Source organism: Psychrobacillus sp. FSL K6-1415 (assembly GCF_038003185.1).
GTDB classification, from domain to species: domain Bacteria; phylum Bacillota; class Bacilli; order Bacillales_A; family Planococcaceae; genus Psychrobacillus; species Psychrobacillus psychrodurans.
Window position 1 is genome coordinate 856,619 of sequence record NZ_JBBOOQ010000001.1, and the last position, 23,739, is coordinate 880,357.

The 23,739-nt window shown below is 37.4% G+C and carries 18 protein-coding genes; 15 read left to right on the forward strand and 3 right to left on the reverse strand.

All coding sequences use genetic code 11. The features are described 5' to 3' along the window. Nucleotides 1–15 precede the first annotated feature (15 nt). From MKY60_RS04060 to MKY60_RS04095, 8 genes are all read left to right on the forward strand, one after another. Complete coding sequence (locus MKY60_RS04060) at nucleotides 16–1,041, forward strand: TRAP transporter substrate-binding protein (RefSeq protein ID WP_340928722.1); 1,026 nt, start codon at nucleotides 16–18, stop codon at nucleotides 1,039–1,041. Between the two features lie 14 nt (nucleotides 1,042–1,055). Next, the gene (locus tag MKY60_RS04065; protein ID WP_340928725.1) at nucleotides 1,056–1,589 is read left to right on the forward strand and encodes a TRAP transporter small permease; all 534 of its coding nucleotides are present in this window, start codon (nucleotides 1,056–1,058) and stop codon (nucleotides 1,587–1,589) included. Between the two features lies 1 nt (nucleotide 1,590). After that, entirely contained in the window at nucleotides 1,591–2,898 is a 1,308-nt protein-coding gene (locus MKY60_RS04070) for a TRAP transporter large permease (RefSeq protein WP_340928727.1), read from the forward strand. A gap of 101 nt (nucleotides 2,899–2,999) precedes the next feature. Next, entirely contained in the window at nucleotides 3,000–4,037 is a 1,038-nt protein-coding gene (locus MKY60_RS04075; RefSeq protein ID WP_340928729.1) for a zinc-dependent alcohol dehydrogenase, read from the forward strand. After that, a complete protein-coding gene (kduD, locus tag MKY60_RS04080) occupies nucleotides 4,012–4,776 on the forward strand; it encodes a 2-dehydro-3-deoxy-D-gluconate 5-dehydrogenase KduD (RefSeq protein ID WP_340928731.1) in 765 nt (254 codons plus the stop codon). Before MKY60_RS04075 ends, kduD (MKY60_RS04080) begins: the two co-directional genes overlap by 26 nt. Before the next feature lie 22 nt (nucleotides 4,777–4,798). Continuing rightward, nucleotides 4,799–5,563 (forward strand): 2-dehydro-3-deoxy-D-gluconate 5-dehydrogenase KduD, encoded by a 765-nt coding sequence (kduD, locus tag MKY60_RS04085; RefSeq protein WP_093493955.1) that lies wholly within the window; start codon nucleotides 4,799–4,801, stop codon nucleotides 5,561–5,563. A 29-nt stretch (nucleotides 5,564–5,592) separates the two neighbouring features. Then, nucleotides 5,593–6,540: a sugar kinase gene (locus tag MKY60_RS04090; protein WP_340928733.1), complete on the forward strand. Its 948-nt coding sequence runs from the start codon at nucleotides 5,593–5,595 to the stop codon at nucleotides 6,538–6,540. A gap of 32 nt (nucleotides 6,541–6,572) precedes the next feature. Beyond that, nucleotides 6,573–7,196, forward strand: a complete 624-nt coding sequence (locus tag MKY60_RS04095; protein WP_340928735.1) for a bifunctional 4-hydroxy-2-oxoglutarate aldolase/2-dehydro-3-deoxy-phosphogluconate aldolase — start codon at nucleotides 6,573–6,575, stop codon at nucleotides 7,194–7,196. Between the two features lie 376 nt (nucleotides 7,197–7,572). On the opposite strand, the gene MKY60_RS04100 is transcribed toward MKY60_RS04095, so the two are convergent. From MKY60_RS04100 to MKY60_RS04110, 3 genes are read right to left on the reverse strand one after another with little or no spacing between them, the layout of a single operon-like run. Further along, nucleotides 7,573–7,944: a carboxymuconolactone decarboxylase family protein gene (locus MKY60_RS04100; RefSeq protein WP_340879111.1), complete on the reverse strand. Its 372-nt coding sequence runs from the start codon at nucleotides 7,942–7,944 to the stop codon at nucleotides 7,573–7,575. A 1-nt stretch (nucleotide 7,945) separates the two neighbouring features. After that, nucleotides 7,946–9,580 (reverse strand): thiamine pyrophosphate-binding protein, encoded by a 1,635-nt coding sequence (locus tag MKY60_RS04105; RefSeq protein ID WP_340928737.1) that lies wholly within the window; start codon nucleotides 9,578–9,580, stop codon nucleotides 7,946–7,948. A 19-nt stretch (nucleotides 9,581–9,599) separates the two neighbouring features. After that, a complete protein-coding gene (locus MKY60_RS04110; protein WP_340879113.1) occupies nucleotides 9,600–11,825 on the reverse strand; it encodes an EAL domain-containing protein in 2,226 nt (741 codons plus the stop codon). Nucleotides 11,826–12,400: 575 nt separating this feature from the next. Here MKY60_RS04110 and MKY60_RS04115 point away from each other — a divergent pair. The 7 genes from MKY60_RS04115 to MKY60_RS04145 all read left to right on the forward strand — a co-directional run bounded on the left by MKY60_RS04115 (nucleotide 12,401) and on the right by MKY60_RS04145 (nucleotide 23,722). Further along, a complete protein-coding gene (locus MKY60_RS04115; RefSeq protein WP_340879114.1) occupies nucleotides 12,401–12,880 on the forward strand; it encodes a sigma-70 family RNA polymerase sigma factor in 480 nt (159 codons plus the stop codon). 247 nt (nucleotides 12,881–13,127) lie between these two features. After that, complete coding sequence (locus MKY60_RS04120; protein ID WP_340928739.1) at nucleotides 13,128–13,595, forward strand: competence protein ComK; 468 nt, start codon at nucleotides 13,128–13,130, stop codon at nucleotides 13,593–13,595. A gap of 523 nt (nucleotides 13,596–14,118) precedes the next feature. Beyond that, nucleotides 14,119–16,767, forward strand: a complete 2,649-nt coding sequence (locus tag MKY60_RS04125; protein WP_340928741.1) for a bifunctional 2',3'-cyclic-nucleotide 2'-phosphodiesterase/3'-nucleotidase — start codon at nucleotides 14,119–14,121, stop codon at nucleotides 16,765–16,767. A 570-nt stretch (nucleotides 16,768–17,337) separates the two neighbouring features. Beyond that, on the forward strand, nucleotides 17,338–19,020 hold the full coding sequence (locus tag MKY60_RS04130) for a hypothetical protein (RefSeq protein ID WP_340928743.1): 1,683 nt from the start codon (nucleotides 17,338–17,340) through the stop codon (nucleotides 19,018–19,020). Nucleotides 19,021–19,035: 15 nt separating this feature from the next. Continuing rightward, complete coding sequence (locus MKY60_RS04135; RefSeq protein ID WP_340928745.1) at nucleotides 19,036–20,280, forward strand: DegT/DnrJ/EryC1/StrS family aminotransferase; 1,245 nt, start codon at nucleotides 19,036–19,038, stop codon at nucleotides 20,278–20,280. Nucleotides 20,281–20,837: 557 nt separating this feature from the next. Further along, nucleotides 20,838–22,655: a hypothetical protein gene (locus MKY60_RS04140; RefSeq protein WP_340928747.1), complete on the forward strand. Its 1,818-nt coding sequence runs from the start codon at nucleotides 20,838–20,840 to the stop codon at nucleotides 22,653–22,655. A 5-nt stretch (nucleotides 22,656–22,660) separates the two neighbouring features. Beyond that, nucleotides 22,661–23,722, forward strand: a complete 1,062-nt coding sequence (locus MKY60_RS04145) for an alpha/beta hydrolase family protein (protein ID WP_340928749.1) — start codon at nucleotides 22,661–22,663, stop codon at nucleotides 23,720–23,722. Nucleotides 23,723–23,739 lie beyond the last annotated feature (17 nt).

Here is a 23,739-nt window from a genome sequence, read left to right on the forward strand (position 1 = left end):
TGAGGGGTGTAGAGAATGAAAAAAAGATTAAAAGCTATAGTAGGTTTTGGAATCGCTTTCACGATGGCGGCATTTTTAACTGGTTGTAGTGAAGACGAAACTGTGGCAGTAAATGGTGAATCACAGAAAACACAAGTGTTGAAGGTTGCTTTCAATCAACCAGATACTCATCCACAATATAAAGCAATGGAGCAGTTCGGTGAAGAGTTAAAAGAAAAAACAAACGGTGCCTATGAAATTAAAATGTATCCTAATGAATTGTTGGGTGCCCAACGCGAAACGATTGAACTTGTTCAATCAGGAACAATTTCGATGTCCATTGTAGCAGGTAGTTTAATGGAAAACTTCAACGATGAATTCGTTGTATTCAACCTACCATACGTATTCGATTCAAAAGATCATCAATTATCCGTATTTAACAATTCAGATATCATAGGGAATCTATATAGTTCTGTTGAAGACCAAGGGATGTCTGTAGTTGGTGCATTCCACGGAGGTATCCGTAATGTATACAACAATGTTAAGCCGATTGAAACACCAGAAGATTTAAAAGGACTTAAAGTACGAATCATTGACAGTGATACAAATATTAAAATGATGGAAAAAATGGGTGGCGTCGGTACACCGATGGGTCAAGGGGAAGTTTATACTGCTCTACAATCAGGAGTACTTGAGGGTGGAGAAAACAATGAGTTAATCTATGCGAACTTAAAGCATAGTGAGATTGCTAAATACTACTCTTATACACAGCATTTGATGATTCCCGACTATTTAATAATAAATAATGATCTATTAAAAGGAATGTCAGAAGAGCATAGAAAGATATTTGAAGAAGGATTTGCGAAAGCGGTTGATAATGCTGTTAATCTTTGGGATACGGAAGTAGAGAAAGCGATTACGGACGCTGAAACAGATGGTGCAGAGTTCAATAAGCCAGATATCAAGGTATTCCAAGATGCAGTGCAACCGTTACTAGAAGAGAAATTATCATCTGAAGGTGCAAAAGCTCTTTACGACAAAGTAAGAGAAGCTGCTAAATAGGTCGGAGTGATTTTATGAATACAGTAAAAAAAGTTTTAGACAAAATATTAGCGGTTGTTTGTATAGCACTATTTAGTTTTCTAGTGTTACTTGTCACATGGCAAGTCGTGACCCGATTTGTATTTAATAGCCCAAGTGTTTTCTCAGAGGAATTGGCGAAATATTGTTTTGTATGGCTAACTTTGTTTGGTTCTGCATTTGTCTTTGGAGAAAATGGTCATATGGCAATCGATTTTGTCCGTGAAAAGTTTCCAGACAAGATGAGAATGGGAGTGGAAGTATTTATCGAGTTAGTAGTAATTGTATTTGCTGTATTAGTTCTTATTATGGGCGGATATAGTGCGACTAGCCTTGCTTGGAATCAAATGAATGCTACGCTACATGTTCCCGTTGGCTATTTATATGCAGCCATTCCTTTAAGCGGAATATTTATTGTTTACTATTGTATAAATAGTATTTACTTGATTGTAACAAAGAAAAAATCTTTAGAAGATATTGATCTGTCAACAACACCAAAAGCTAAGAGCGACTTGCAAGGAGGAATGTAAAATGGATGTAGCTTTGCAAGCCGCGCTTATTCTATTGATCTGTGTAGCATTTTTATTGATCATCGGTGCTCCAATTGCTGTAAGTTTGGGGATTGCTTCTGTCTTAGCGATGATTTCTATTATGGATTTTGACAACTCTCTTTTGACATCAGCGCAACGAATGTTTGCTGGTACCAATTCATTTACGTTACTAGCAATACCATTCTTTGTACTGGCTGGTGTCATCATGAACAACGGCGGTATAGCGTTAAGACTAATAAATTGTGCGAAAGTATTAAGTGGTAGATTACCTGGCTCTCTAGCGCATACGAATATTGTAGCCAATATGATGTTTGGATCAATCAGTGGTTCAGCAGTTGCAGCTGCAGCTGCTGTAGGTAGTACGATGGGCCCTTTGCAAGCAAAAGAAGGATATGACAGAAACTTCAATGCAGCAGTAAACATCGCATCTGCACCAACTGGTATGCTTATCCCACCTAGTAATACGTTAATTGTTTACTCCTTGGTAAGTGGAGGTACATCAATAGCTGCATTATTTATGGCTGGATATATTCCAGGAATCATGTGGGGTCTTGGTTGCATGATTGTTGCTTACTTTATGGCTAAAAAACGTGGCTATAAAAGTGATGAAAGAGTGTCATTACGTGTAGCATTGCGTGTATTTCTGGATGCAATTCCAAGTTTGTTCTTAATTATTATCGTAATCGGTGGAATTATTTATGGTGTCTTCACTGCAACAGAAGGTTCTGCAATCGCAGTTGTGTATTCGTTATTACTTTCCTTTGTCTATAAGACAATTAAGGTAAAGGATTTACCGAGGATTCTGTTAGATTCTACTCGAACAACATCGATTGTAATCTTTTTAATCGGTGTATCTTCCATCATGTCATGGGTTATGGCTTTTACCAATATACCTGGCATAATAGCTGATACATTACTAGCTTTGACAGACAACATTTATATTATTCTATTGATTATGAACTTAGTCTTGTTAATTGTTGGGACGTTTATGGATCCAACTCCAGCTGTATTAATTTTCACACCTATCTTTTTACCGATTGCTGTGAGCTTTGGTGTGGATCCAGTTCATTTTGGAATTATGCTTATATTTAACTTGTCCATTGGAACTATCACACCACCAGTAGGGCCAGTGTTATTTGTTGGAGCTAAGGTCGCAAACTTGAAGATAGAAAGTATCATTAAACCATTGATACCGTTCTTTGTAGTAACAGTTGCTATATTGATAATTGTTACATACATTCCTTCTATTTCACTATTTATCCCTGAGCTTTTTGGATTAGTGAAGTAAGGCCGATAATGATAAATCATTAGTCAAGGTAAATCGGTCATTTCGATAATTCGTTATCGGTATGGCCGATTTATGTTTACTAACGAAGTGGGGGAAGTAATTTGAAAGCTATTGTCTATACGGGACCTAATGATGTCTCTTTTAGGGAAGTACCCAAACCAGATTTAAAGGAAAATTATTCACTGATAAAAACTTCCCACGTGGGGATTTGTGGAACCGATCTAAATATATTTGCGGGAACCCATCCACGTGCAAAATCACCATTAATAATGGGGCATGAATTCTCAGGAACCATCGTTAGTGAGCACCCGACAATTGGAGTTGGAGAAAAAGTGACGGTCAATCCATTGTTGTCATGTGGAAAATGTCATCCTTGTAATACAGGAAATCCTCACGTTTGTGAAGACTTAAAATTGGTAGGAATAGATTCAGATGGTGGAATGGCTGAGTATGTAGCTGTGCCTAATCATTGTATTGTGCCATTACCGAAAGAAGTTTCTTTAAAAACTGGAGCATTGGTTGAACCAATTTCAGTTGCTGTACATGCGATTCGACAAGGTGGTTATCAAGCGGGAGACCGTGCAGTGGTTTTTGGAGCAGGTACGATTGGACTTTGTGTTGCGTTGACGTTACGTCATTACGGAGCTTCACAAGTTACAGTTATTGAAACAAACGATGACCGTCTGAAGATGGCAAAAGAGTTAGGTTTTCATACACTTAATCCAATCAAGAATGATATTCAAAGAGAAGTGAGAGCACTTACGTCTAATTTAGGTGCAGATATAGTATTCGATTGTGCAGGACATCCAAGCGTACTGGATTTAGTGACCGATATAGTAAAAGTAAAAGGAAAGATTGTTATTGTTGCGGCTTATAAAAAACCAGCAGAATTTCAATTGCTTCAAGGGATGTTCAAAGAGCTGACTGTTCGGTTTGTTCGCGTCTATACACCTACAGATGTTGACCTTGCGATGCAGATTCTAGTGAATAATTTAGACTTCGAACAATTGATAACACATGTGTTTCCACCAGAGAAAGCAAAAGAAGGCTTCGATTTACTGGTGACACCTTCTGAAGCGATTAAAGTACTTTATCAATTTGATCATGTAGGAGATGAGAACAACGAATCCATTATTTGATTTATCAGGAAAAGTAGCAGTGGTAACTGGAGGAAATAAAGGAATAGGAAAAGCAATTTCTTTAGGTCTTGCACATGCTGGTGCAAATATCGTTGTCATTGCCAGGGATATCCAAGAAGAATATCTCGAGAGTATTAGGGCAGTTGGAGTGAAAGCAATTGGAATATCATTTGACCTTCAACAAATAGAAAAGTTTGATGAATTGGTGGAAGAAATCATTGGGAAGATGGGTAAAATTGATATTCTAATCAATAATGCAGGAGTTCAGCGTAGATCCCCAGCAGTTGACTTTGACAAAGCGGATTGGGATTTCGTTATGAATGTCAATGCTAATGCAGTATTCTTCCTAGCACAAAAAGTTGGACAGCATATGATTGAAAAAGGATCAGGTAAAATTATAAACCTAGCCTCATTATTATCTTTCCAAGGTGGTTTAACGGTTCCAGCGTATGCGGCAAGTAAAGGTGCGGTTATGCAATTTACTAAATCATTGGCAAATGAGTGGGCAAGATTAGGCGTCAATGTTAACTGCATTGCACCAGGATATATGGACACCGAAATGAATACAGCACTCGTTGCTGATGAAGTTCGTAATAAACAAATACTAGATCGCATACCGGCAGGACGATGGGGCAAAGCAGAGGATATCGCTGGTACAGCCGTATTTTTATCATCAAATGCATCAGATTATTTACACGGATTCACAATTGCCGTTGATGGCGGTTGGTTAGGGAGATAATAATAAAGGAGTTGGAATGGATATGACTAATCATCAAAATATTTTTTCATTAACGGGAAAGACAGCTCTTGTGACTGGTGCTCGCACTGGTATTGGGCAAGGTATTTCAGTAGGTCTAGCTAGAGCAGGTGCCCATGTACTTTTACTCGGACATCAGGACAACTTGTCGGAAACAAAAGCAAAAATCGATGAGGTTGGAGGTACATATGAAACGATCCTAATGGACCTAAGTAAAGTTGAGACAATTCGAGAACAGCTACAGCCTGTACTAGCTGACCACCATGTAGATATCCTAGTCAACAATGCAGGAGTTATTTATCGTGAACCAGCAGCTGAGTACGATGAGCAAGAGTGGATGAGAGTCATGAATGTAAACATTAATTCTATCTTTATCCTATCGCAAGAAATTGGCAGAAGAATGATAGAAAAGGGTGAAGGGAAAATCATTAATATTGCGTCTCTGTTATCATTCCAAGGCGGAGTTAATGTTCCTGCCTATACAGCGAGTAAACATGCAGTTGCAGGACTTACCAAATCACTTGCAAACGAATGGGCTTCCAAAGGAATTCAAGTTAATGCAATTGCTCCGGGATATATTGAAACTAACAACACAGAAGCACTTCGCAATGATAAAGAAAGAAGTAAATCTATATTGGAACGAATTCCAGCGGGTAGATGGGGAGCACCAGAAGATATCGCTGGAGCCGCTGTATTCTTAAGTTCATCTGCTTCCAATTATGTCAACGGTCATGTCTTAGTCGTTGATGGCGGTTGGATGGGTAGATAATGATTGTTTTTGGGAGAGGAAGATTGTAAATGGATATTATTTCTATCGGAGATGGACTAATCACTTTCGATCCGGTTTCAAAAGGCCCATTACGTTTCGTCAATCAATTTGAACGGAAAATTGGTGGAGCGGAGTTAAATGTGCTTATCGGCTGTGCTCGTCTTGGTTTGAAAACAGGTTGGATTAGTCGTCTAGGGAAAGACGAATTTGGAAGACATATCGTCAATACTGTACGAGGTGAAGGGATAGATGTAGGAGAAGTGATTTTAGAGGAAGGTTACCCGACTTCACTTAACTTTAAAGAAGTACAAGAATCTGGGACTGGGAAGACCTTTTACTATCGTCATAAATCACCTACGGAAACGATTACACCTGATCTTCTTCCTGTAGGTTACATAAAAAGCTCGAAAATATTGCACGTAACAGGTGTTTATCCAGCCATCAATCAAAATAATCGGGATGTCATTCTAAAAGCTATACAGATAGCAAAAGAAAATGACGTTAAAGTGTCCTTCGATCCAAATATTCGTCTTCGTTTATGGACAGAGGAAGAAGCACGAGAAACCATCATATCCTATTTACCTTATGTCGACTATTTACTGGCAGGAAAGGAAGAGCTAGAACTGATTTTCCAGACTACTAAGACGGAAGAGATTATACAAGAACTTAGCCACTACTCATTTGAAAATATCGTGATGAAGGATGGGGAGAACGGGGCTTCAGTATTATTGGATGGAAAATGGTTTCACTCGAAAGCTCCGAAGGTTGTAAAAGTAGTGGATACAGTTGGTGCTGGAGATGGCTTTGATGCAGGTTTTTTATATGGAGTGCTTCAAAACTGGCCGATTGAAAAAACTTTAGAATTTGCTAATACAATAGGATCTATGGTCGTTCAAGTTTCAGGAGATAATGAAGGGCTTCCCTATCTAGAAGAAGTTCAGGCAAAGTTAGGACTATTAAATGTGATTGAGAGATAGTATAAAAACATCTTTGAAAGGAACGTGATTTGATGAAAATCGAACAATTAACGCAGGTTCCGATCATCCCCGTCTTAAGGAAGATTCCTTATGAAAAAAGTGATTACATTATAAATGCCTTACTCGAAGGTGGCATACGTTCTATTGAAATTACAATGGATACAGAACGAGCAGCCGATATTATAAATGCAGCACGTACCAAATACAGTTCCGATATTTCTATAGGTGCGGGAACTGTACTAACAGTGGGAAAAGCGAAAGAAGCATTAGCAGCTGGAGCTGAGTTTATCGTTGCTCCGAATTTTGATGAAGCTGTAGCCAAGTATGCACAAGAACAGAGAATATTCTTTGTACCTGGTGTATTCACACCAAGTGAGATGGTCTCTGCGATTCAAGCAGGGGCTGAGATGGTAAAACTATTCCCAGCTTCTGTGTTAGGACCTCAGTTTATCAAAGATGTGAAAGGTCCCCTTAGTCACATACCAGTTATGTGTACTGGTGGGATAGACTTATCGACTGTAAAAAGCTATTTTGAAGTCGGAGCAGATGCAGTTGGAGCTGGAAGTTCTCTCGTGAAGAAAAAGTTCATTGAGGAAAACGATTGGGTTGGACTTCAAAATGAAACCAAAGAGTGGGTACAATGTGTCCCTGTGTAGGAAACAATTCTACACTATTCTGATAATTGACTTCAATTCAGTATTAAATAAGATTAGCATAGACATTATAAAAAAGTTAAAGTTCAAAAAGCTCAAAGATTTAAAAATAACTCCACTCAAGTAAATAATCTTGGGTGGAGTTATTATTTGTCCCTGTGTAAGAAACAATTCTACACTATTCTGATAATAGACTACAATTCTGTGTGTTATGTGTCTGGCTCATATCAAACTAAATTGATGTGATAGAGAACAGGGAGGTTAGCACTATGGCATTTTGAATATGTATTTAATAGTACTTATTGATGTAAGTGAAGCAAAATCCCTGCGCAACGAATTGAATAATGCTAATTGTGTCTTACACAGGGACAGTTTACTCCTATGCCCCTTCGAAAATCTCCCCAGCAATTCCCATTGCATGAACAGCTTTTGGAAAACCAACATATCCGGCACAGTGAATGATAATCTCAATAATTTCTTCTTTTGACAGACCTACATTTAATGCTGCTTGCAAGTGAACTCTGAGCTGATCGAATGCACCCTGGGTGATAAGAGTTGTGAGTGTAATGATTTCTCTTTGTGAGTAGGAAAGCGTATTTCTAGAGTAGAGATCTCCAAAGCCAAAGGACACAATCATCTCCCAAAGGTCAGGTGATATATTTTTGATTCCTTCCATACCATTTCGGACATCTTGTGAAAATAATTCTTCCATTGCATCTAAACCGGCCTCGTAACGCTTGTTATTTTCCATATTATTGCCTCCCCATAGTTGGTGGAATTTCATGTTCATCTACTAATACTTCAATCACTATCGGTTTGTTCGTTACATCTATCTTATGTAACGCTTCTTTTATACTATCGGTTAATTCAGTAGAGTTATAACATGTAAATGCTTCTAATCCCATAGACTCAGCAAATTTAGTAACATTGAGCGGAGTTTCATACACACCGCCAATAGATGAGCCAATCATTTTTTGCATTCCTTTTTCCACCATATCCAATCGTCCATTATTCAAAACAATAAATAGGACTGGGGAGTTATAATTATATGCCGTAGAAAGCTCCGTACCATGCATAAACATGCATCCATCCCCAACTAAACACACAATTGTTTCTTCTGGGGCTGCTAGCTTAGCACCTATGGAATAGCCAATACCATTACCCATCGCACCAAAAATATCATCAAAAAAGAAAGTTCCGGGTTTATAAATGTCAAAGTACTTAATCCCGTAAAAAGAGTGGCTGCCATCATCTCCGAAAATAATCGCATCCTCTGGAAGTGCGTAACGCATTGCCCTTAATACTTGGACTGCAGAGATTCGCTCGCCTGGATTATTATCCTGAAGTGGGATCACCTCGATTGGCGCTAAAAATGCTGAACTATCTGTTTTAGGTATATCCTTTAATATAACTTTCAGATTCCCTTTTATATCACCAAGAACTGGAGTAGTTGGAACTGGAATCGATTTCCCGATAAACGTTGGATCATAGTCGAAGTGTATGATGTGCTCGGGATACATCCCTTCAGATAATCCGGCAATGGACATATCACTTAATCTTGAACCAATTACAAGTAGTAGGTCAACATTCTCCTGAAAGTATGCGGTTGCTTCGTCTGTACCACCCAATCCGAATGAACCTAATGAAAGCATATGATTGGAAGGAAATACTCCCTTTCCTCCTGGAGTTGTAATGACAGGGATGTTCCAATGTTCCGCGAGATGCTGTACTTCATCATAGGCTTTACTTGAATGAACACCTTTTCCTAAGAATAGAAGGGGACGTTTTGCCAGATTTAATCTATCGATTACTTCGTTTGTTATAGGAGATATCATTTCATAAGACAATGGTAAATCTAGTTGGAATGGTTCAATCTGTTCCAACAAAATATCAAATGGAATAGACAGATGCACAGGTCCTTTTACACCGGACATAGCTTTTTCTAGCGCATGCTGAAGAAATGGTTGTAGCATATCGCCTCGTTCTACTCTTGCACTAAACTTTGTAACAGATCTGAACATATCTACAAGATCAGCTCCGAATAGACTGGAGTCCTGACCCATTGCTTTACCAGTATCTTTCATCGAGGGATGTCCTGTGATAATTAATAGTGGTAGATTAGAGGCCTTTGCTTGACCGGCTGCAGTGATCAGGTTAGTACCACCAGGTCCAGAAGTACCAACTGCGACCCCGATTTTCTGATTCATTAGGGCATAACCGGTAGCTTCAAAACCTGCTGCTGCTTCATGTTTACTTAATACAAATTCTAAATCATGGTGTAATATCTCGAATAATATAGGTGATACTGCCTTTCCCGGAATGCCAAAAATATGATGAATTCCCCAGTGTTTAAAATTCGCTACTAATACGGCAGAAGTCGTCTGCATGCTGTCATCTCTCCTATGATCAATGTTGTTCTAGATAAATTTTCTCAATTTCATATGCAGGAAGTGGTTTACTAAAGTAATAACCCTGTGAAATATCACAATGATGACTTTTTAGGAAATCAAGCTGTTCCTGTGTTTCCACTCCTTCTGCAATTACCTCCTTACGAAGGTTGTGAGCTAATGTAATGATTGCATTTACAATGATTGAATCCTTCTCATTGTTCATAATTTCACTTACGAAGGATTTGTCAATCTTAATATAGTCAATCGGGAAATTTTTAAGATAATTGAGCGAGCTATATCCTGTTCCAAAATCATCAATACTGATACCAATACCAAGTGCTTTTAGCTGTTCTAGTACTTGAATGGAGTATTCGTATTCCATTGCCATATACTCGGTAATTTCAACGACAACATAAGCTGGATCAATGGCTGTACGTTCCAACATTTCTTCCATAAATGCTAAAAGATCTCTTGTAAGAAATTGTTGTGTGGAAAGATTAACGGACATTTTTACTGGAGTCATACCATTATCTTGCCATTTTTTGTTTTGAGAACAGGCCTCATTGATGACCCACTCACCAATTTGGGTTATTAATCCATTTTCTTCTGCCAGTTTTATAAACTTTCCTGGAGGTATTAGACCTAGCGTAGGGTGCTGCCAGCGTATCAATGCCTCAAAACCAACTAATTTACCAGTATCGTTATTAATTTGGGGCTGATAATGTAGTACAAATTCATCATTATCCAATGCTCTTCTTAAATCGACCTCTAGCATATATTCGTCCATCATTACATCCAATAATTCTGATGAATGAACGACGTAGCGATTTTTACCCTCTGATTTTGCTTGATACATCGCATTATCAGCGTAGACCATGAGTTGTTCCATTGAAATTGGAGAGTCGGGATAAATTGCCACCCCAATACTAGCTGTTGTATGTAACTCTTTTCCACTAACATAAAAAGGTTGCTGAAACAGTTGAATTATCTCTTCTGCTTTTTTCATGACATAATCAATATCAACAAAATCCTTCAGTAGAAAGACAAATTCATCGCCACCCATTCGAGCAAGTATATCGTTCTCACCGAGAGAACCACCTAAACGTTTGCTTACCTCGATTAAGAATTTATCTCCATAAGAATGACTAAAGTTATCATTAATGATTTTAAAGCGATCCAAATCTATGAATAAAACAGCTAAGGTACGTTGCTGACCATCGTATATTTGCTGGATAATGGCCTCTAACTCTTTTTTTATATGTCTTCTGTTCGATAGATTCGTTAAATCATCATGATAAGCCAAATAATTATATTTTTCCTGTAGCAAGTAGCGATCAGTGATGTCTCTGAACTGACCAAAGGCACCAATCATTTTGTCTTCTTCATAAATTGGCTGTGCGTCAAAGAGACAAACAATGAGGTCACCTGTGTCACCTTTAAACTTTATTTCCTCATTTTTAACTATTTCCCCTTGTTCCAGTACCTTTTTAAAATATTCTCCCGTTAAATGAGATTCACGAATATTTCTACCCACAACATCTTCTCTGCTGTTATTCGAAATTTGTTCGGCGAAACTATTAAACTCGGTCGTGATTCCTTTCTCATCCGTAATAACAATGCCATTTCTTGTTCTACTTAACATAATCTGATTCATAATGTTAAGCTTCTTATTTTGTTTTCTTAATAATAGTTCCCTTTCAATTGAATCAATCACCTGAGCTAACATCGTTAAGAAAAGGGTATTTTGAAATTGGATAGGCATCATGATAGACACACTACCGAGCAAGTTATTGTCATCCGTATAGTGAAATGCTGTTCCATAACAAGCAATCTCATGAAGAAATGTATGATAATGTTGTTCACCAATCAAGCTAATTGGGTGTCTTTGCTGCAATGATAAACTTACAACATTTGTACCTGTATCTTCTTGAACGAACAGGCTACCTGGTTTGATTCCGAATTGTTCAATGGTAGACTTGATGGTTTCATCCCCTTCGATTTCCAAAAGGTAACCGGTGGCATCTGACACTACAACAAGTATGGGGGTGCCTTTTAAGGAATCTAGTAACTTATTTGAGAAAAAACGTACAACTGATAGTATTTCACTATAAAATTTTCTCTTTGCTGCAAACTGCTCTTCATCTAAAAACCTCTTCGGTCTCGATATCTCATTCGGATCCATTCCGGCATTTATGCATGCTAACTTAGACTCTGTAATGTAGTATGGTTCCGTTGTATCCATGTTCTCCTCCTAAAAAGTTTATATTATATATACCCTAATTTAATTGGGTCAAATTTTTAATGAATTGATAAATGAAAAAATATATGCTTATGATTTTTTTATAAAATAGCGAAAAAAAAGAATCCGTTTCTGCTAAGGTTAAGTCTTTACAAATTAACCAGTAGAAAGAATTCCAATATACTAATTTTACAGTAAAATGTTGTTAATTTCAAACTAATAGACTGTTACCTATTATATGTCGAAAAGCCATACCCTTGTTTGCAAGCATTATAAAGAGAACTATTGGGAGTTTATTATAAACACTAATAGTTCTCTTTTTTACTAAGTATAGTAGGTAAATATATATCGTGTTCTTAAAAAAATTCAAAATTAGACTGGAACCAGACATCCTTAAAACTTTGTATCAGTTTTAACTGTTCTTCCTCACAATACATACCGTTCCATAGACTAAAGTATAACGTTTACACCGCTACAATCTTTTAAATAGTCATTAGATTTTGCATAAGAAGTTAATTATTCTTAGGCTACCTAGGAATAAACGAATCGTGCATGACTCAAAAAGGAACATAGCGTTGATGGAATTTGAATATGTATTGGAGCAATTTGAGCCGATGATTTCTGCTTGCATTCGGAAGCTAAGCATATATAAAAATCACGAGTTATATAGACAGGCAGGTAGAATTGCTTTATGGAAGGCATGGGTGAGGTTCGATGTGGAAAGGGGAGATTTTGCACCTTATGCGTACCGCTCGATTTACGGTGGAATGCTGGATGAATTAAAACGAGAAAAACGCCAGGAAGAGCAAGTCGACCCTGTGGAGGATGAAAAATTGGCATTTTTACTTGAACAATCTTTTGAAACAAGCTTATTTCGGGAGGATTTGGGAATAGCAATTGAATCATTGTATGCAAAAGAGAGAGAGCTATTGATGTGGATATTCGTGGAAGGGATCTCGCTACAACAGGCTGCAACGAGAGCTGGCATAACAATACCAGGCATTAAAAAGAGACGAGAAAGAATGCTTGCCAAATTGAGAGTAAGTATTGAAAAATAGGATTTAAAGTTTTTACCTGGAGAGTGATGTTCGACACTTCTCGGTAATTTTTTCAGTTACTTTATACCAAACGGATAGAAAATGTTTTTCTAATATAGGACCAAATTCTAAATAACACTTTACTAGAAGGGGTAATTAGGAATTATTTTTAAAATATTGCATATATTTAGTAAATTTAGACTAGTATGTTATATTGTAATTTGATAGGATGTACTTACAGGGAGGGGACAAAAAAGGGGGATATACGGTGAAAGATATTAAAAAAAGTTCTGGAATGATTGATAACCAAACATTAATAATTGAGCCTGTTTTTAAAGATAAGGCGAAAACGCGAATCGTGACGACACATGGAACTTATTATTCAGAAGAGAGTACATTGAACTTACTTGAAGGTGCATGTAATAGATATGCATCTACATTGGAGGGACGTTTGAAAGCAACGAAAAAGTTAATGAATTATTCGGTAAAGACACCGTTGCTCATAGAGCCAAATGATTTTGGTGCTTTTCCAACGATGTCCTATAGGAATCTGGAGTGTGTTTGGATATTTAATCATCCTTTTTATGTGGTTGAGTTAAGCAAAGGGACGTCAGTCATCCATTTTCTTAATGGAATCTCTGTCACTGTAAATGCTTCCAAGCATGTATTGTTAAAACAACATCAAAGACTACACACCTCGTTAAATATATATGGTATGTACCATCGAAAAAAATAGGTACATAGGGAACATATTGTATAAGGTTTCTTTTGTTTATGTAACTTGAAGCTAGTTAATTGGCATTGAAGTGTACAAAAATATTGTCTCCTAACTAAATATTTAATCGTGTGGCGTCTGAAGATACTTTTCAGATGCTTTTTTTGAGTGATAGGAAATTATATAAAAATTTCCTGAGAACTCTGAGTAAAATGCACTAACCTGTTTCTTAAAGTTGTAGTAGGGAGAAGGACAAATAAATGCCATAAGATTACCAAGAAAAGACCTAAAGGACGAGTCTTTCCAGAGTACTTCGAAAACGTTAGATACAAGTTTTGAAATATAAGGATCGGGCGTCTATTTACCCAGTTTTTCTTTGACAGCTCTCTTATATGAACTATATAAAGATTTTTACAAATCTCGTTCCATTTAATAATGGAAGGGATTTTAAGTGTGTCCATTGTACTTGTCATTATTTACGAAATTATTACAATATTCTTGTTGTAATAGGCTGTTTTTTCCATTATCTTTAAGGAAGGGGCTTATGAAAATTAAGCTGGGAGAATACAATCTATTAAACGGGAGTGACAGGATGAAGAAGAATACGTTCAAAAAATCTGTAGTAGCTGCAGCATTAGCAACATCTTTATTGGCAAGTTCGAATGTAAGTTTTGCGAGTAGTTCAATGCAGGATGTTGTGGATCAAGCGAGAAAAGATATGAAGAATGCAGCTTATGCATATGTAGTTCCTGCCCAAAGTGGCAAGCTTGCTACAAGCAAAGAGTTGTATCCGGCACTTAATAAAGCAAAAGATAATTATGTGAAAGCAAAGGCTGCTATTACGAAGTCTAATGCTAAAAATAAAGCCGTTTTACTAAAAGATTTAAACGCTCTTTATAATGAACGTGTTACAAAAGGAATCATTCCTTATATCGATGCTTATAACTATGCAGACAAATACTTAACTCCTATTATGAATGACATTAAAAAAGCTGAATCTGCAAAGGATTGGGCGAAGGTTGAGACTTTATATCATAAACTATCTGTTCAGTTGAAGAGTCGTACAACAATTCTCTATCGTTTTAGTGGTAAAGCTGCGAGAGATTTATTGTTAGACCAATATAAAGAACCAGCAAATACGAAACGAGATCAGTTGATGGTTCCTGTCACTGTTTATATGAAGGTTGTTCAAGCTGAAAAGTTATTAGCAGCTGGCAATAAAACCGAAGCTAAAAAGGTAATCGATACGATAGCACCTTTACTAGATAAACTTCCAACCGCTAGTTCGTATCCAATGGTAGAAGACTTATTGAAAAAATTAGAAGCTGTTATTAAAGCATCAGGAGCAGAAGTGGATTCAGGCTCTAAAGATGCAGTGTCATTACGTATTTTAGGTACATCTGATATTCATACGAATATTGTGAACTATGATTACTACAAAGATACAGAGTCTAATAGTTTAGGTCTTGCAAAAACTGCAACACTTATTAAAACAGCGCGTACTGAAAATAGCAACTCTTTATTATTCGATAACGGCGATGCTATTCAAGGAACTCCACTAGGTTCATACAAGCAAGCTATAGATAAATTAGTAGATGGGGAAGAGCATCCATCTGTAACTGCAATGGAATTGTTGGGTTATGACGGAGCAACTTTTGGTAACCATGAATTTAACTACGGTCTTGATTATTTAGATGAAGTAATGGATGATGCAAACTTCCCTTATGTGAATGCGAATGTTCAAGACGCAGCAACTGGTAAATTATTATATAAACCGTATGTGTTAATTGACCAAGAGGTGGTTGATGCAGAAGGTGACAAATCAACGATCAAAGTTGGAGTAACTGGAATTGTTCCTCCACAAATCCTGAAATGGGATAAATCTCATCTAGAAGGAAAAGTAAAAGTGCAAGATTCTGTGCAAGCTGTAGAAGCTGTTATACCTCAAATGAAAAAAGCTGGAGCTGACGTAGTTGTCGTTCTTTCTCACTCAGGTCTTGGAGATACAAAGCATGAGGTTGGCGAAGAAGATGTAACATATCTACTAACGAAGGTTGAAGGCGTTGATGCAATTATTACAGGACATGCTCACCAAGTGTTCCCTGGTAAAGTTGATGCTTCTTTAACGAATGTAAATATCGATAAAGGTACGATCAACGGTGTTCCAGTTGTAATGCCAGGTAAATTTGGTAGTCATTTAGGTGTAATTGACTTAACGTTAGAGAAAAAGGGCAACGAATGGGCTGTAACGAATTCCAAAGCAGAAGTACGTACAATTGCAAAAGATTCAACGGATGTAGACAAAACTATAGTGAACGCTGTCAAAGAAGCACATGAAGGAACGATTAAATACGTACGCCAAGCAGTTGGAACAACAACAGCTGACATTCATAGCTACTTTTCACAAGTACAAGATGATCCATCTATCCAAATCGTAACAAATGCTCAAACTGAGTACGTAAAAGCAAAACTAAAAGGTACAGAAAATGAAAAACTTCCAGTACTTTCTGCTGGTGCACCATTCAAAGCAGGAACAAGAAGTGACCCTGAATATTACACGTATGTTCCAAAAGGCGAGTTAGCCATTAAGAACGTAGCTGATTTATATTTATACGACAACACAGTAGCAATTGTTAAAGTTAATGGAGCGGACGTAAAAGAATGGTTAGAAATGTCTGCAGGTCAATTCAACCAAATCGATGCAACAAAAACTGGCGATCAACAACTTATTAATACAGACTTCCGCTCTTACAATTATGACGTAATTGATGGTGTAACATATGAAATTGATGTGACGAAACCAGCCAAATACGATGCAGACGGAAATCTAGTAAATGATAAATCATCTCGTATTACAAATTTACAATTCGATGGTAAGCCAATCGATTTAAAACAAGAGTTTATCGTAGCAACAAACAACTACCGTGCAAATGGAACATTCCCAGGAGTACGTAATGCAACAGCAATTGAAATCTATCCAGATGAAAACCGTCAAACAATTATTGATTATATTCTTGCTGAGCAAACGATCGATCCATCAGCTGACGGCAACTGGAAATTTGCGGCACTTCCTGCAAACGCAACAATCGTATTTGAATCTTCCAAACAAGCAGAAAAAGTAATCCCTGCAGATGGCAACATTAAATATGTTGGCGAAGGTACGGATGGTTTTGGGAAGTATTCCATAAAGTGACCCTGTGTAACAAACGATTCTGATATTTAACTACAATTCGCACACTCTCTAGGTTTCTGCTGGAGGGTGTGTTTTTTTATGTCCCTGTGTAGTAAACAATTCTAATACTGCCAATCACCTAACACCCCCTTCTGCCCAAGAGCGGAAGGGGGGGATTTTAATGTGAACTAATCATAAAGGGTCCCTGTGTAGCAAACAATTCTGATATTTCCCGATTATTAACACCCCCTCCCGTATATGAGCTGAGGGGCGATTTTGTGAATAAATAATTCTGAAAGCTCTGGATTAATAACTACGAACTGTATATAAAGAAGCAATTAGTAGGTAGCAAGAGAGGACTGGTCTAAAAAAGAGTATAAAATATAAAGAGTAAATAAAACATTGATTTTTCAGAAAATTATACATATAATTGTTTTAAATACATGTTGTATACAGGTGTTTCATATAATACTAGTAGTTTTACTATTAATTACATCATATCAATAAAAATAATATAAATATGAAAATTATATAAATTTATATACATGTAATTTACTTGTATATTAATATATTTCGAAGGGTGATAGAAATATGAAAATGGCCAAAATTGGTGTTGTTTTTGATGATATGGATGCGGAGTTAAAGTGGTCTAAGAATAAAAACCTTTTCGAGTATTTTATTTTTGAAATTCTTGATCATTTTAGAATCCCATATGAAAAACTAGATGTAACGGATAAGTATAATTCATTTGACGTGTTGATTGTGAGTCACATCCGAAATAGTGAAGAAGCGTGCAGCAAAATATTAGAATATATACACGCTGGTGGGACTGTCGTTTCTTATGGGGGATTGGACTCTATACGAAAGATACTAGGTTTTTCAAACAAGCTTGCGTCTCAAAAAGGTTATGCAGATTTATCTGCCTTTTTAAATCAACATACCCCTTTACGTTTTCTAGATGCCGAGCCTTGGAAGCGTGAAACTGATTTAAACGTAACAGAATTTGGTGCTGTAGCTGATGAGGCAAAAACATGGCAGGGAGTATCTGCATTACAGCAAATAAAGTATGGTTCTGGAACACTTGAACGCTGGTCAGTACCGATTCCTCAAACGATCGTTGGTTTGCAGCAGGGAACGAAGCCTGTTATAGAGGATGGAATACCAGCCCCGGATGGTACGGCAAATTTAGATGAGGAAATTTTAAAGGCAGAGGATGGCTTTGAACTGGATTGGGTTCAAGATCGTGCATTTACAGAAACTGGTATGCCTTATTTTCCTCACCCATATGCTGACTTATGGAAAGAAGTAATAATGGAACATTTGTTAAAAATAGTGCTAGGAAAAGGTTTAACACTTCCCTTCTTAGACTATTGGCCATCAAATGTACAACATGTTGCGATGATTTCCCATGATAGTGATTTAAATGTGGATGAATCAGCTCAAATGACACTAGATACGCTGAAAGCAGAAAATGTTCAATCTACCTGGTGCATGATTGCACCCGGCTACAGTTCCTCGATATATGACCAAATAAAAAAGGATGGTCATGAAATTGCCCTTCATTACAATGCCCTAGAGCAGGATGAAGGGGTTTGGTCAGCGGAAGCTTTTCAAACACAATTAGACTGGTTAGAAAAAACGACAAATACAAACCATACTGTATCTAATAAAAATCACTATACACGCTTTGAGGGCTGGGGAGAGTTATACACTTGGTGTGAAAACAATGGAATCCAAGTGGATCAGTCGAGAGGTCCAAGTAAAAAAGGAAATATTGGTTTTTTATTTGGCACATGTCATCCTTATTTTCCAATTGCTTGGGCAGATGAAAAGAATAGACTATATGACGTTTTAGAAATTGGGTTTTTAACACAAGATCTAAATCACAATACATTATCAGATGTTAGTGTCATTCAACCATTTTTAGATGGAGTGAAGCGCGTAAATGGTGTAGCGCATTTTCTGTTCCATCAATACCATATTTACCATCAGCCAAAAGTGCGAGAGGCCATTGTTCAATTAATAACAACTGCTAGAACTCAAGGATTTACCTTCTGGACTAGTAAGCAAATTAATGATTGGGAGCGTTCACGTCGTGGGCTTACAATTAATGGAATTAGGAGTTCAGGAGACATTAAAGTAACTAGCCGGGATGGCGAAAATGATTTTATGCTTCTCATACCAATAGCTGAGGATTATGCATCAGCAGATGATGAAGTAATAGTGCAACGATTTGGTGTTAATTGTAAACAAGTTCAAATGAAAAGAACTTAATATGGGGGACTAATAATGGAAGGAAATATATTAGCATTAAATGGTGGAGAAAAGGTGAAAACGACACCATTTGGTACAGGGCAACGCTTTGGGTTAGAAGAGGCAAAGGAATTACTGGAGGCACTAGAGCAAAATACATTATTTTATCATTTTGGTCATAAAGTAAAGCAGTTTTTACAGGATTTCAATAATCTTTATCAAGTAAAATACAGTGTTGCTACTTCTTCTGGAACTGCTGCACTTCATGTCGCACTTGGAGCAGCTGGAGTTACTGCTGGAGATGAGGTTATTACAAGTCCTATTACAGACCAAGGTACAGTGGTAGGTATTCTCTACCAAAATGCTATCCCAGTCTTCGCTGATTTGGATCCTCATAGCTATACAATGACTGCTACATCAATCGAAGAAAAAATAACAGCAAAGACGAAGGCAATAATTGTTGTTCATCTTGCAGGTAACCCTTGCGATATGGACCCAATTATGGAACTTGCCAAAAAATATAACATCAAGATCGTGGAGGATTGTGCTCAAAGTTATTTAACGACTTACAAAGGTCGATTAACAGGTACCATAGGGGATTATGGCTGCTTTAGTACTAATGATTTTAAGCATATTTCTACTGGTGACGGTGGAATGGTGACTGTAAACTCAGGAAATGAATCTGATTATTTTACAACGCATGCATTTGCAGATAAAAATTATCGAAGACAAGAAGATGCTGTTATGAAGGATATAGAATATTTAGCACCGAATTATCGAATGACAGAGCTGCAGGGTGCGGTTGGAATTGCACAATTGAAAAAACTTAACTGGATTTGTACAAGACGCAATGAGTTAGGGGAAAGATTAAAGCAAGGAATCGCTACTATTAAAGGAATCAATCCGATGAAAATTACCAACGAAGGCTGGTGCAGCTATTGGTTTTATATGCTCACTCTGAATCTGGAACAGTTAACGTGCTCAAGAGAGGAATTCTCAGAAGCTTTAGCAGAAGAAGGAATTCCAAACCAACCGGGTTATATTCCGAAGGTGATATATGCGCAGCCAATATTTCAAAAGAAACAGGCATATTTGAATAACCATTATCCATTTAATCTAGGAACCTATGACTACTCCGTAGGAAGCTGTCCAAACGCAGAGAATATTTTAGAAACGGCCATTCGATTAAATATAAGTGAGTTCTATACAGATCAAGACGTAGAAGATATGATTGTCGCGATTAATAAAGTTGCTTCATTTTATAGCAAATCAATTTCATAATTACTTGATTATTAAGGCAATATCAGAATTACTTGTTTCAATTAAAAATACGAATGTTTACTTAATATCGCAATATATTATTCGTTTTTATAAAAAGCGATTCCGTTGATTGGAGTGGCAGGCGGCGACTCCAGCGGGAACAGCGCGAGCTGAAAGCCCCGCAGGAAAGAAATTGGTCGAGCTTTGTTTGACCAATGTCTTTGCGACGAGTAACCGCAGGAGCATATGTTTTCGTAGTGACGAGGAGATTAAGCCGTGCCCACGGAAAGCATCCGCCTAGAGCGGAAATCAGCGTTGTTCGGATTTAACTATATAATATTCTTTATGAAATTGATTTAATTACAAAAGCAAACATTGATTTTATATAATAATTTTTTGTTCGTTTTTTTATAAAGTCTATTTCGTTGATTGGAGTGGAAAGCGTTCGCCTGTTTCTGCATCGCTGCGCTAGCTTCGTAACGCGTTGGAGCAGAAATCAACGTTGTTGGGATTTCACTATTAAATATGTTTTTATGAAATTGATTTAGTTAGTAAATAATTCTGGAAGGAGGGTTACAGTGCATAAAAACCTATTTACAGACCATGGAATTCCAGTTTCCGCAGAGGAAGAAAGAACAGCTGCATTATGTAGAAATGAGAAGGGTGACTGCAGGTTTGTTATTGCTGCCAAAGGGTTTGTTGTTATTGTTAATCTTGAAAATGGTCATATAAAACAAGTGTTTTTCCCGGAAAATAACGATGAATATCCTTATTCCTCGTTTAGTAGCGATGGATTATTCTACACTGGTGCTGCAAATATGTTCATGGTATTGGACCCTTTTTTGGAGCAATTCATTTATTACAAGAGGATTGAAAACGGGGAAGAAATTGTAGGATTTAGCTTTGCGGAAGATAGAGCGCGTAATATCTATTTCACCTCGTATCCACATTGTCATTTACTTCGTTATTCGCCTCTTTCAAAAGAAATCATCGATTATGGCAGGGTGGACGATAGCGAAAAGTATCCAGGGAGTGTGGCAGTGGATCAATCAGGTTGGGCATATATAGGAATTGGAACGGAAAGTAAAAATATAGTAGCCTTTCATCTAGAAAGAGATTTGAAAAAAGACCTTATAATAAAATCTCAAAGACAAAAAGGCACTGGCTATATCCACTTAGGAGAAGACGGGTTTGTATATGGACATATAGGAGAAACTAGTTCTCCACAATGGATGAAGTTTTCAAATGGAGACTTCGAATCCATAAATGTTGAAAAGGTATCTCCCTCTTTTTATTCTGGTACAGGATTTCAAAGGATTCATAGGTATCAGTATGGAAATTATCATATAGAGAGATACAGCCTATCTAAGGGGCTTATTGAACTAGTCAACAGAGAAACAGCACAAACTAAAACTATACATTTTAGTTATACTTCGGACGGAGCGAAATTGTCTACTATTTATCTCGGACCAGATGATTATATTTATGGTACATCTATGCACCCACTACAATTTTTTAGCTTTGATAGCTGCACGAAAAAAATGACTAATTTTGGTGGAGAGGTTATTGAAAAAGGAGGAGGCGGAAATATTGCTGCCTATGCCTCCTATGGGAATTTACTTATAGGCGCAGCATACGCAGGAGGGAAATTATTAGTTTTTGATACGACTAAGAAATTTAGGAGGAGCGTAAATCCGAAATTGGTTGCACAGGAAGAGAGTATTCATAGACCTCGCTGTGCAATTGCCTTAAAGGATCATGAGCATATTGTATGGGGAGGGTTTCCTGGGTATGGAATGATTGGCGGATCATTAGGTATTTATCATATTGAAACGGAAGAAAACCATCTATTGACTCATGAAACATTAGTTGAAAATCAAAGTACGATTAGCCTTGGAGAATTGAGCTCCGGAGATATCCTTGGCGGAACGAGTATCGAGACACCTGGTGGAGCAGAATCACGAGAAAAAGAAGCTCGTTTATATATATTAAATTGGGAGACCAAAAAAGTTAAAAATAGTTTTGTTCCGATAGAGGGTGCACGTGAAATTACTCAACTATTTATTGACAAGTATGACTGTGCCCACTGTCTTACCGATCAAAGTACTTACTTCGTTTGCGATCCATATACGGAACAGATACTATTCCAAATAGATTTATCCAACTGGGGCCAAACTGTTCGAAATTGTTTTAGTTATGATTTACAAACTAACACGCTCTACTGTCTTCTTAGTCATACTTTACTCAGTGTAGAGATACAAGGGAAACATTACGTAGAACCTAAGGTAGTTCATACACTACCAATGGACGCTACCAGTGGTATTGTTCAGAAGGATAGCCGAATTTACTATGGTAGTGGAAGTCATTTATTCAGTATTCAAATTGGGGAGGGATGAAGACCATGTATATATTAAAAGAAATCGAAAAAAATGGACCTCCACCATTGTTGCATAATGTAAGCGATATGAAAGAATGGCATGAGAAAAGATCTACTATTATGCAGAACTGGCTAGATTGTATAGGTGGTCTTCCTCCACTAGTTAAAACGAGTATGAAGATAAACTACTGGGAAATTCATACCGGTTATTACCTGATCAACATCTGTTATTCCACGGTTTACAAGGACTGGGTACCAGCGAACCTTTTAGTTCCTAAAGTTAGTGGAGAAGAAAACATTGCATCCAAAAGTGATGTACTTCAATTATTGAACTCAGCTAATCGGGAGCAATTTCGGGCAGTTCTTGCTCTCCATCCAACTAGTGATAGTGGAAAGGAAGACATAAGTACAGCAACAGGTAGGAAAAATAGACAATACGGATTGGAGCTTGTTAATAGAGGATATGTTGTTTTAGCGCCAGATACGATAACTGCAGGAGATCGAGTATTAAAGAATGAACAGCCATTTCAAACAGCAGCATTTTATAAAAGTCACCCAAATTGGTCAGCAGTTGCTAAGATGATTGTTGATCACAGGCAGGGGATTAGCTTGTTGGAGGACCTAAGTATAGTAGACACCTCCAAAATTGGAGCAATTGGACATTCGTTAGGCGGGTATAATAGCTTCTTTCTAGCAGGAGTCGACAGTAGGGTTAAAGCGGTAGTTTGTAGTTGTGGATTTTCACTTTTTGCTCAAGATCCTGAGAAACATCGCTGGGGCAGAAGAGATTGGTTCAGTCATATACCTAAGATTAGTGATTATATCAATGAAGGTATCGTCCCGTTTGAGTTCACTGAAATTGCTGCTCTAGTTGCTCCAACGCCTTTATTCATGTGGATGGGGCAAAATGACAGCATATTTCCTCATTGGGAACCGGCAGCAAAAGGCTTTTCTGAACTTAACTCCTTATATGAATGGCTGGAACAAGAGGGGAAATTTCAATCTTTAATAGGGAACTCTGGACATGACTTTCCATCTGAAATTCGCCAAAACGCCTATACTTTTCTAGATAAATGGTTGAGCTAAAGTAGTCCTTCAAGTTT

What these genes read in the sequence shown, in the direction of transcription:
- MKY60_RS04060 (WP_340928722.1), top strand. Translation starts at nt 16, where the DNA reads ATGAAAAAAAGATTAAAAGCTATAGTAGGTTTTGGAATCGCTTTCACG.
- MKY60_RS04065 (WP_340928725.1), top strand. Translation starts at nt 1,056, where the DNA reads ATGAATACAGTAAAAAAAGTTTTAGACAAAATATTAGCGGTTGTTTGT.
- MKY60_RS04070 (WP_340928727.1), top strand. Translation starts at nt 1,591, where the DNA reads ATGGATGTAGCTTTGCAAGCCGCGCTTATTCTATTGATCTGTGTAGCA.
- kduD (WP_340928731.1), top strand. Translation starts at nt 4,012, where the DNA reads ATGAGAACAACGAATCCATTATTTGATTTATCAGGAAAAGTAGCAGTG.
- kduD (WP_093493955.1), top strand. Translation starts at nt 4,799, where the DNA reads ATGACTAATCATCAAAATATTTTTTCATTAACGGGAAAGACAGCTCTT.
- MKY60_RS04090 (WP_340928733.1), top strand. Translation starts at nt 5,593, where the DNA reads ATGGATATTATTTCTATCGGAGATGGACTAATCACTTTCGATCCGGTT.
- MKY60_RS04095 (WP_340928735.1), top strand. Translation starts at nt 6,573, where the DNA reads ATGAAAATCGAACAATTAACGCAGGTTCCGATCATCCCCGTCTTAAGG.
- MKY60_RS04100 (WP_340879111.1), bottom strand. Translation starts at nt 7,944, where the DNA reads ATGGAAAATAACAAGCGTTACGAGGCCGGTTTAGATGCAATGGAAGAA.
- MKY60_RS04105 (WP_340928737.1), bottom strand. Translation starts at nt 9,580, where the DNA reads ATGCAGACGACTTCTGCCGTATTAGTAGCGAATTTTAAACACTGGGGA.
- MKY60_RS04110 (WP_340879113.1), bottom strand. Translation starts at nt 11,825, where the DNA reads ATGGATACAACGGAACCATACTACATTACAGAGTCTAAGTTAGCATGC.
- MKY60_RS04115 (WP_340879114.1), top strand. Translation starts at nt 12,401, where the DNA reads ATGGAATTTGAATATGTATTGGAGCAATTTGAGCCGATGATTTCTGCT.
- MKY60_RS04125 (WP_340928741.1), top strand. Translation starts at nt 14,119, where the DNA reads ATGAAAATTAAGCTGGGAGAATACAATCTATTAAACGGGAGTGACAGG.
- MKY60_RS04130 (WP_340928743.1), top strand. Translation starts at nt 17,338, where the DNA reads ATGAAAATGGCCAAAATTGGTGTTGTTTTTGATGATATGGATGCGGAG.
- MKY60_RS04135 (WP_340928745.1), top strand. Translation starts at nt 19,036, where the DNA reads ATGGAAGGAAATATATTAGCATTAAATGGTGGAGAAAAGGTGAAAACG.
- MKY60_RS04145 (WP_340928749.1), top strand. Translation starts at nt 22,661, where the DNA reads ATGTATATATTAAAAGAAATCGAAAAAAATGGACCTCCACCATTGTTG.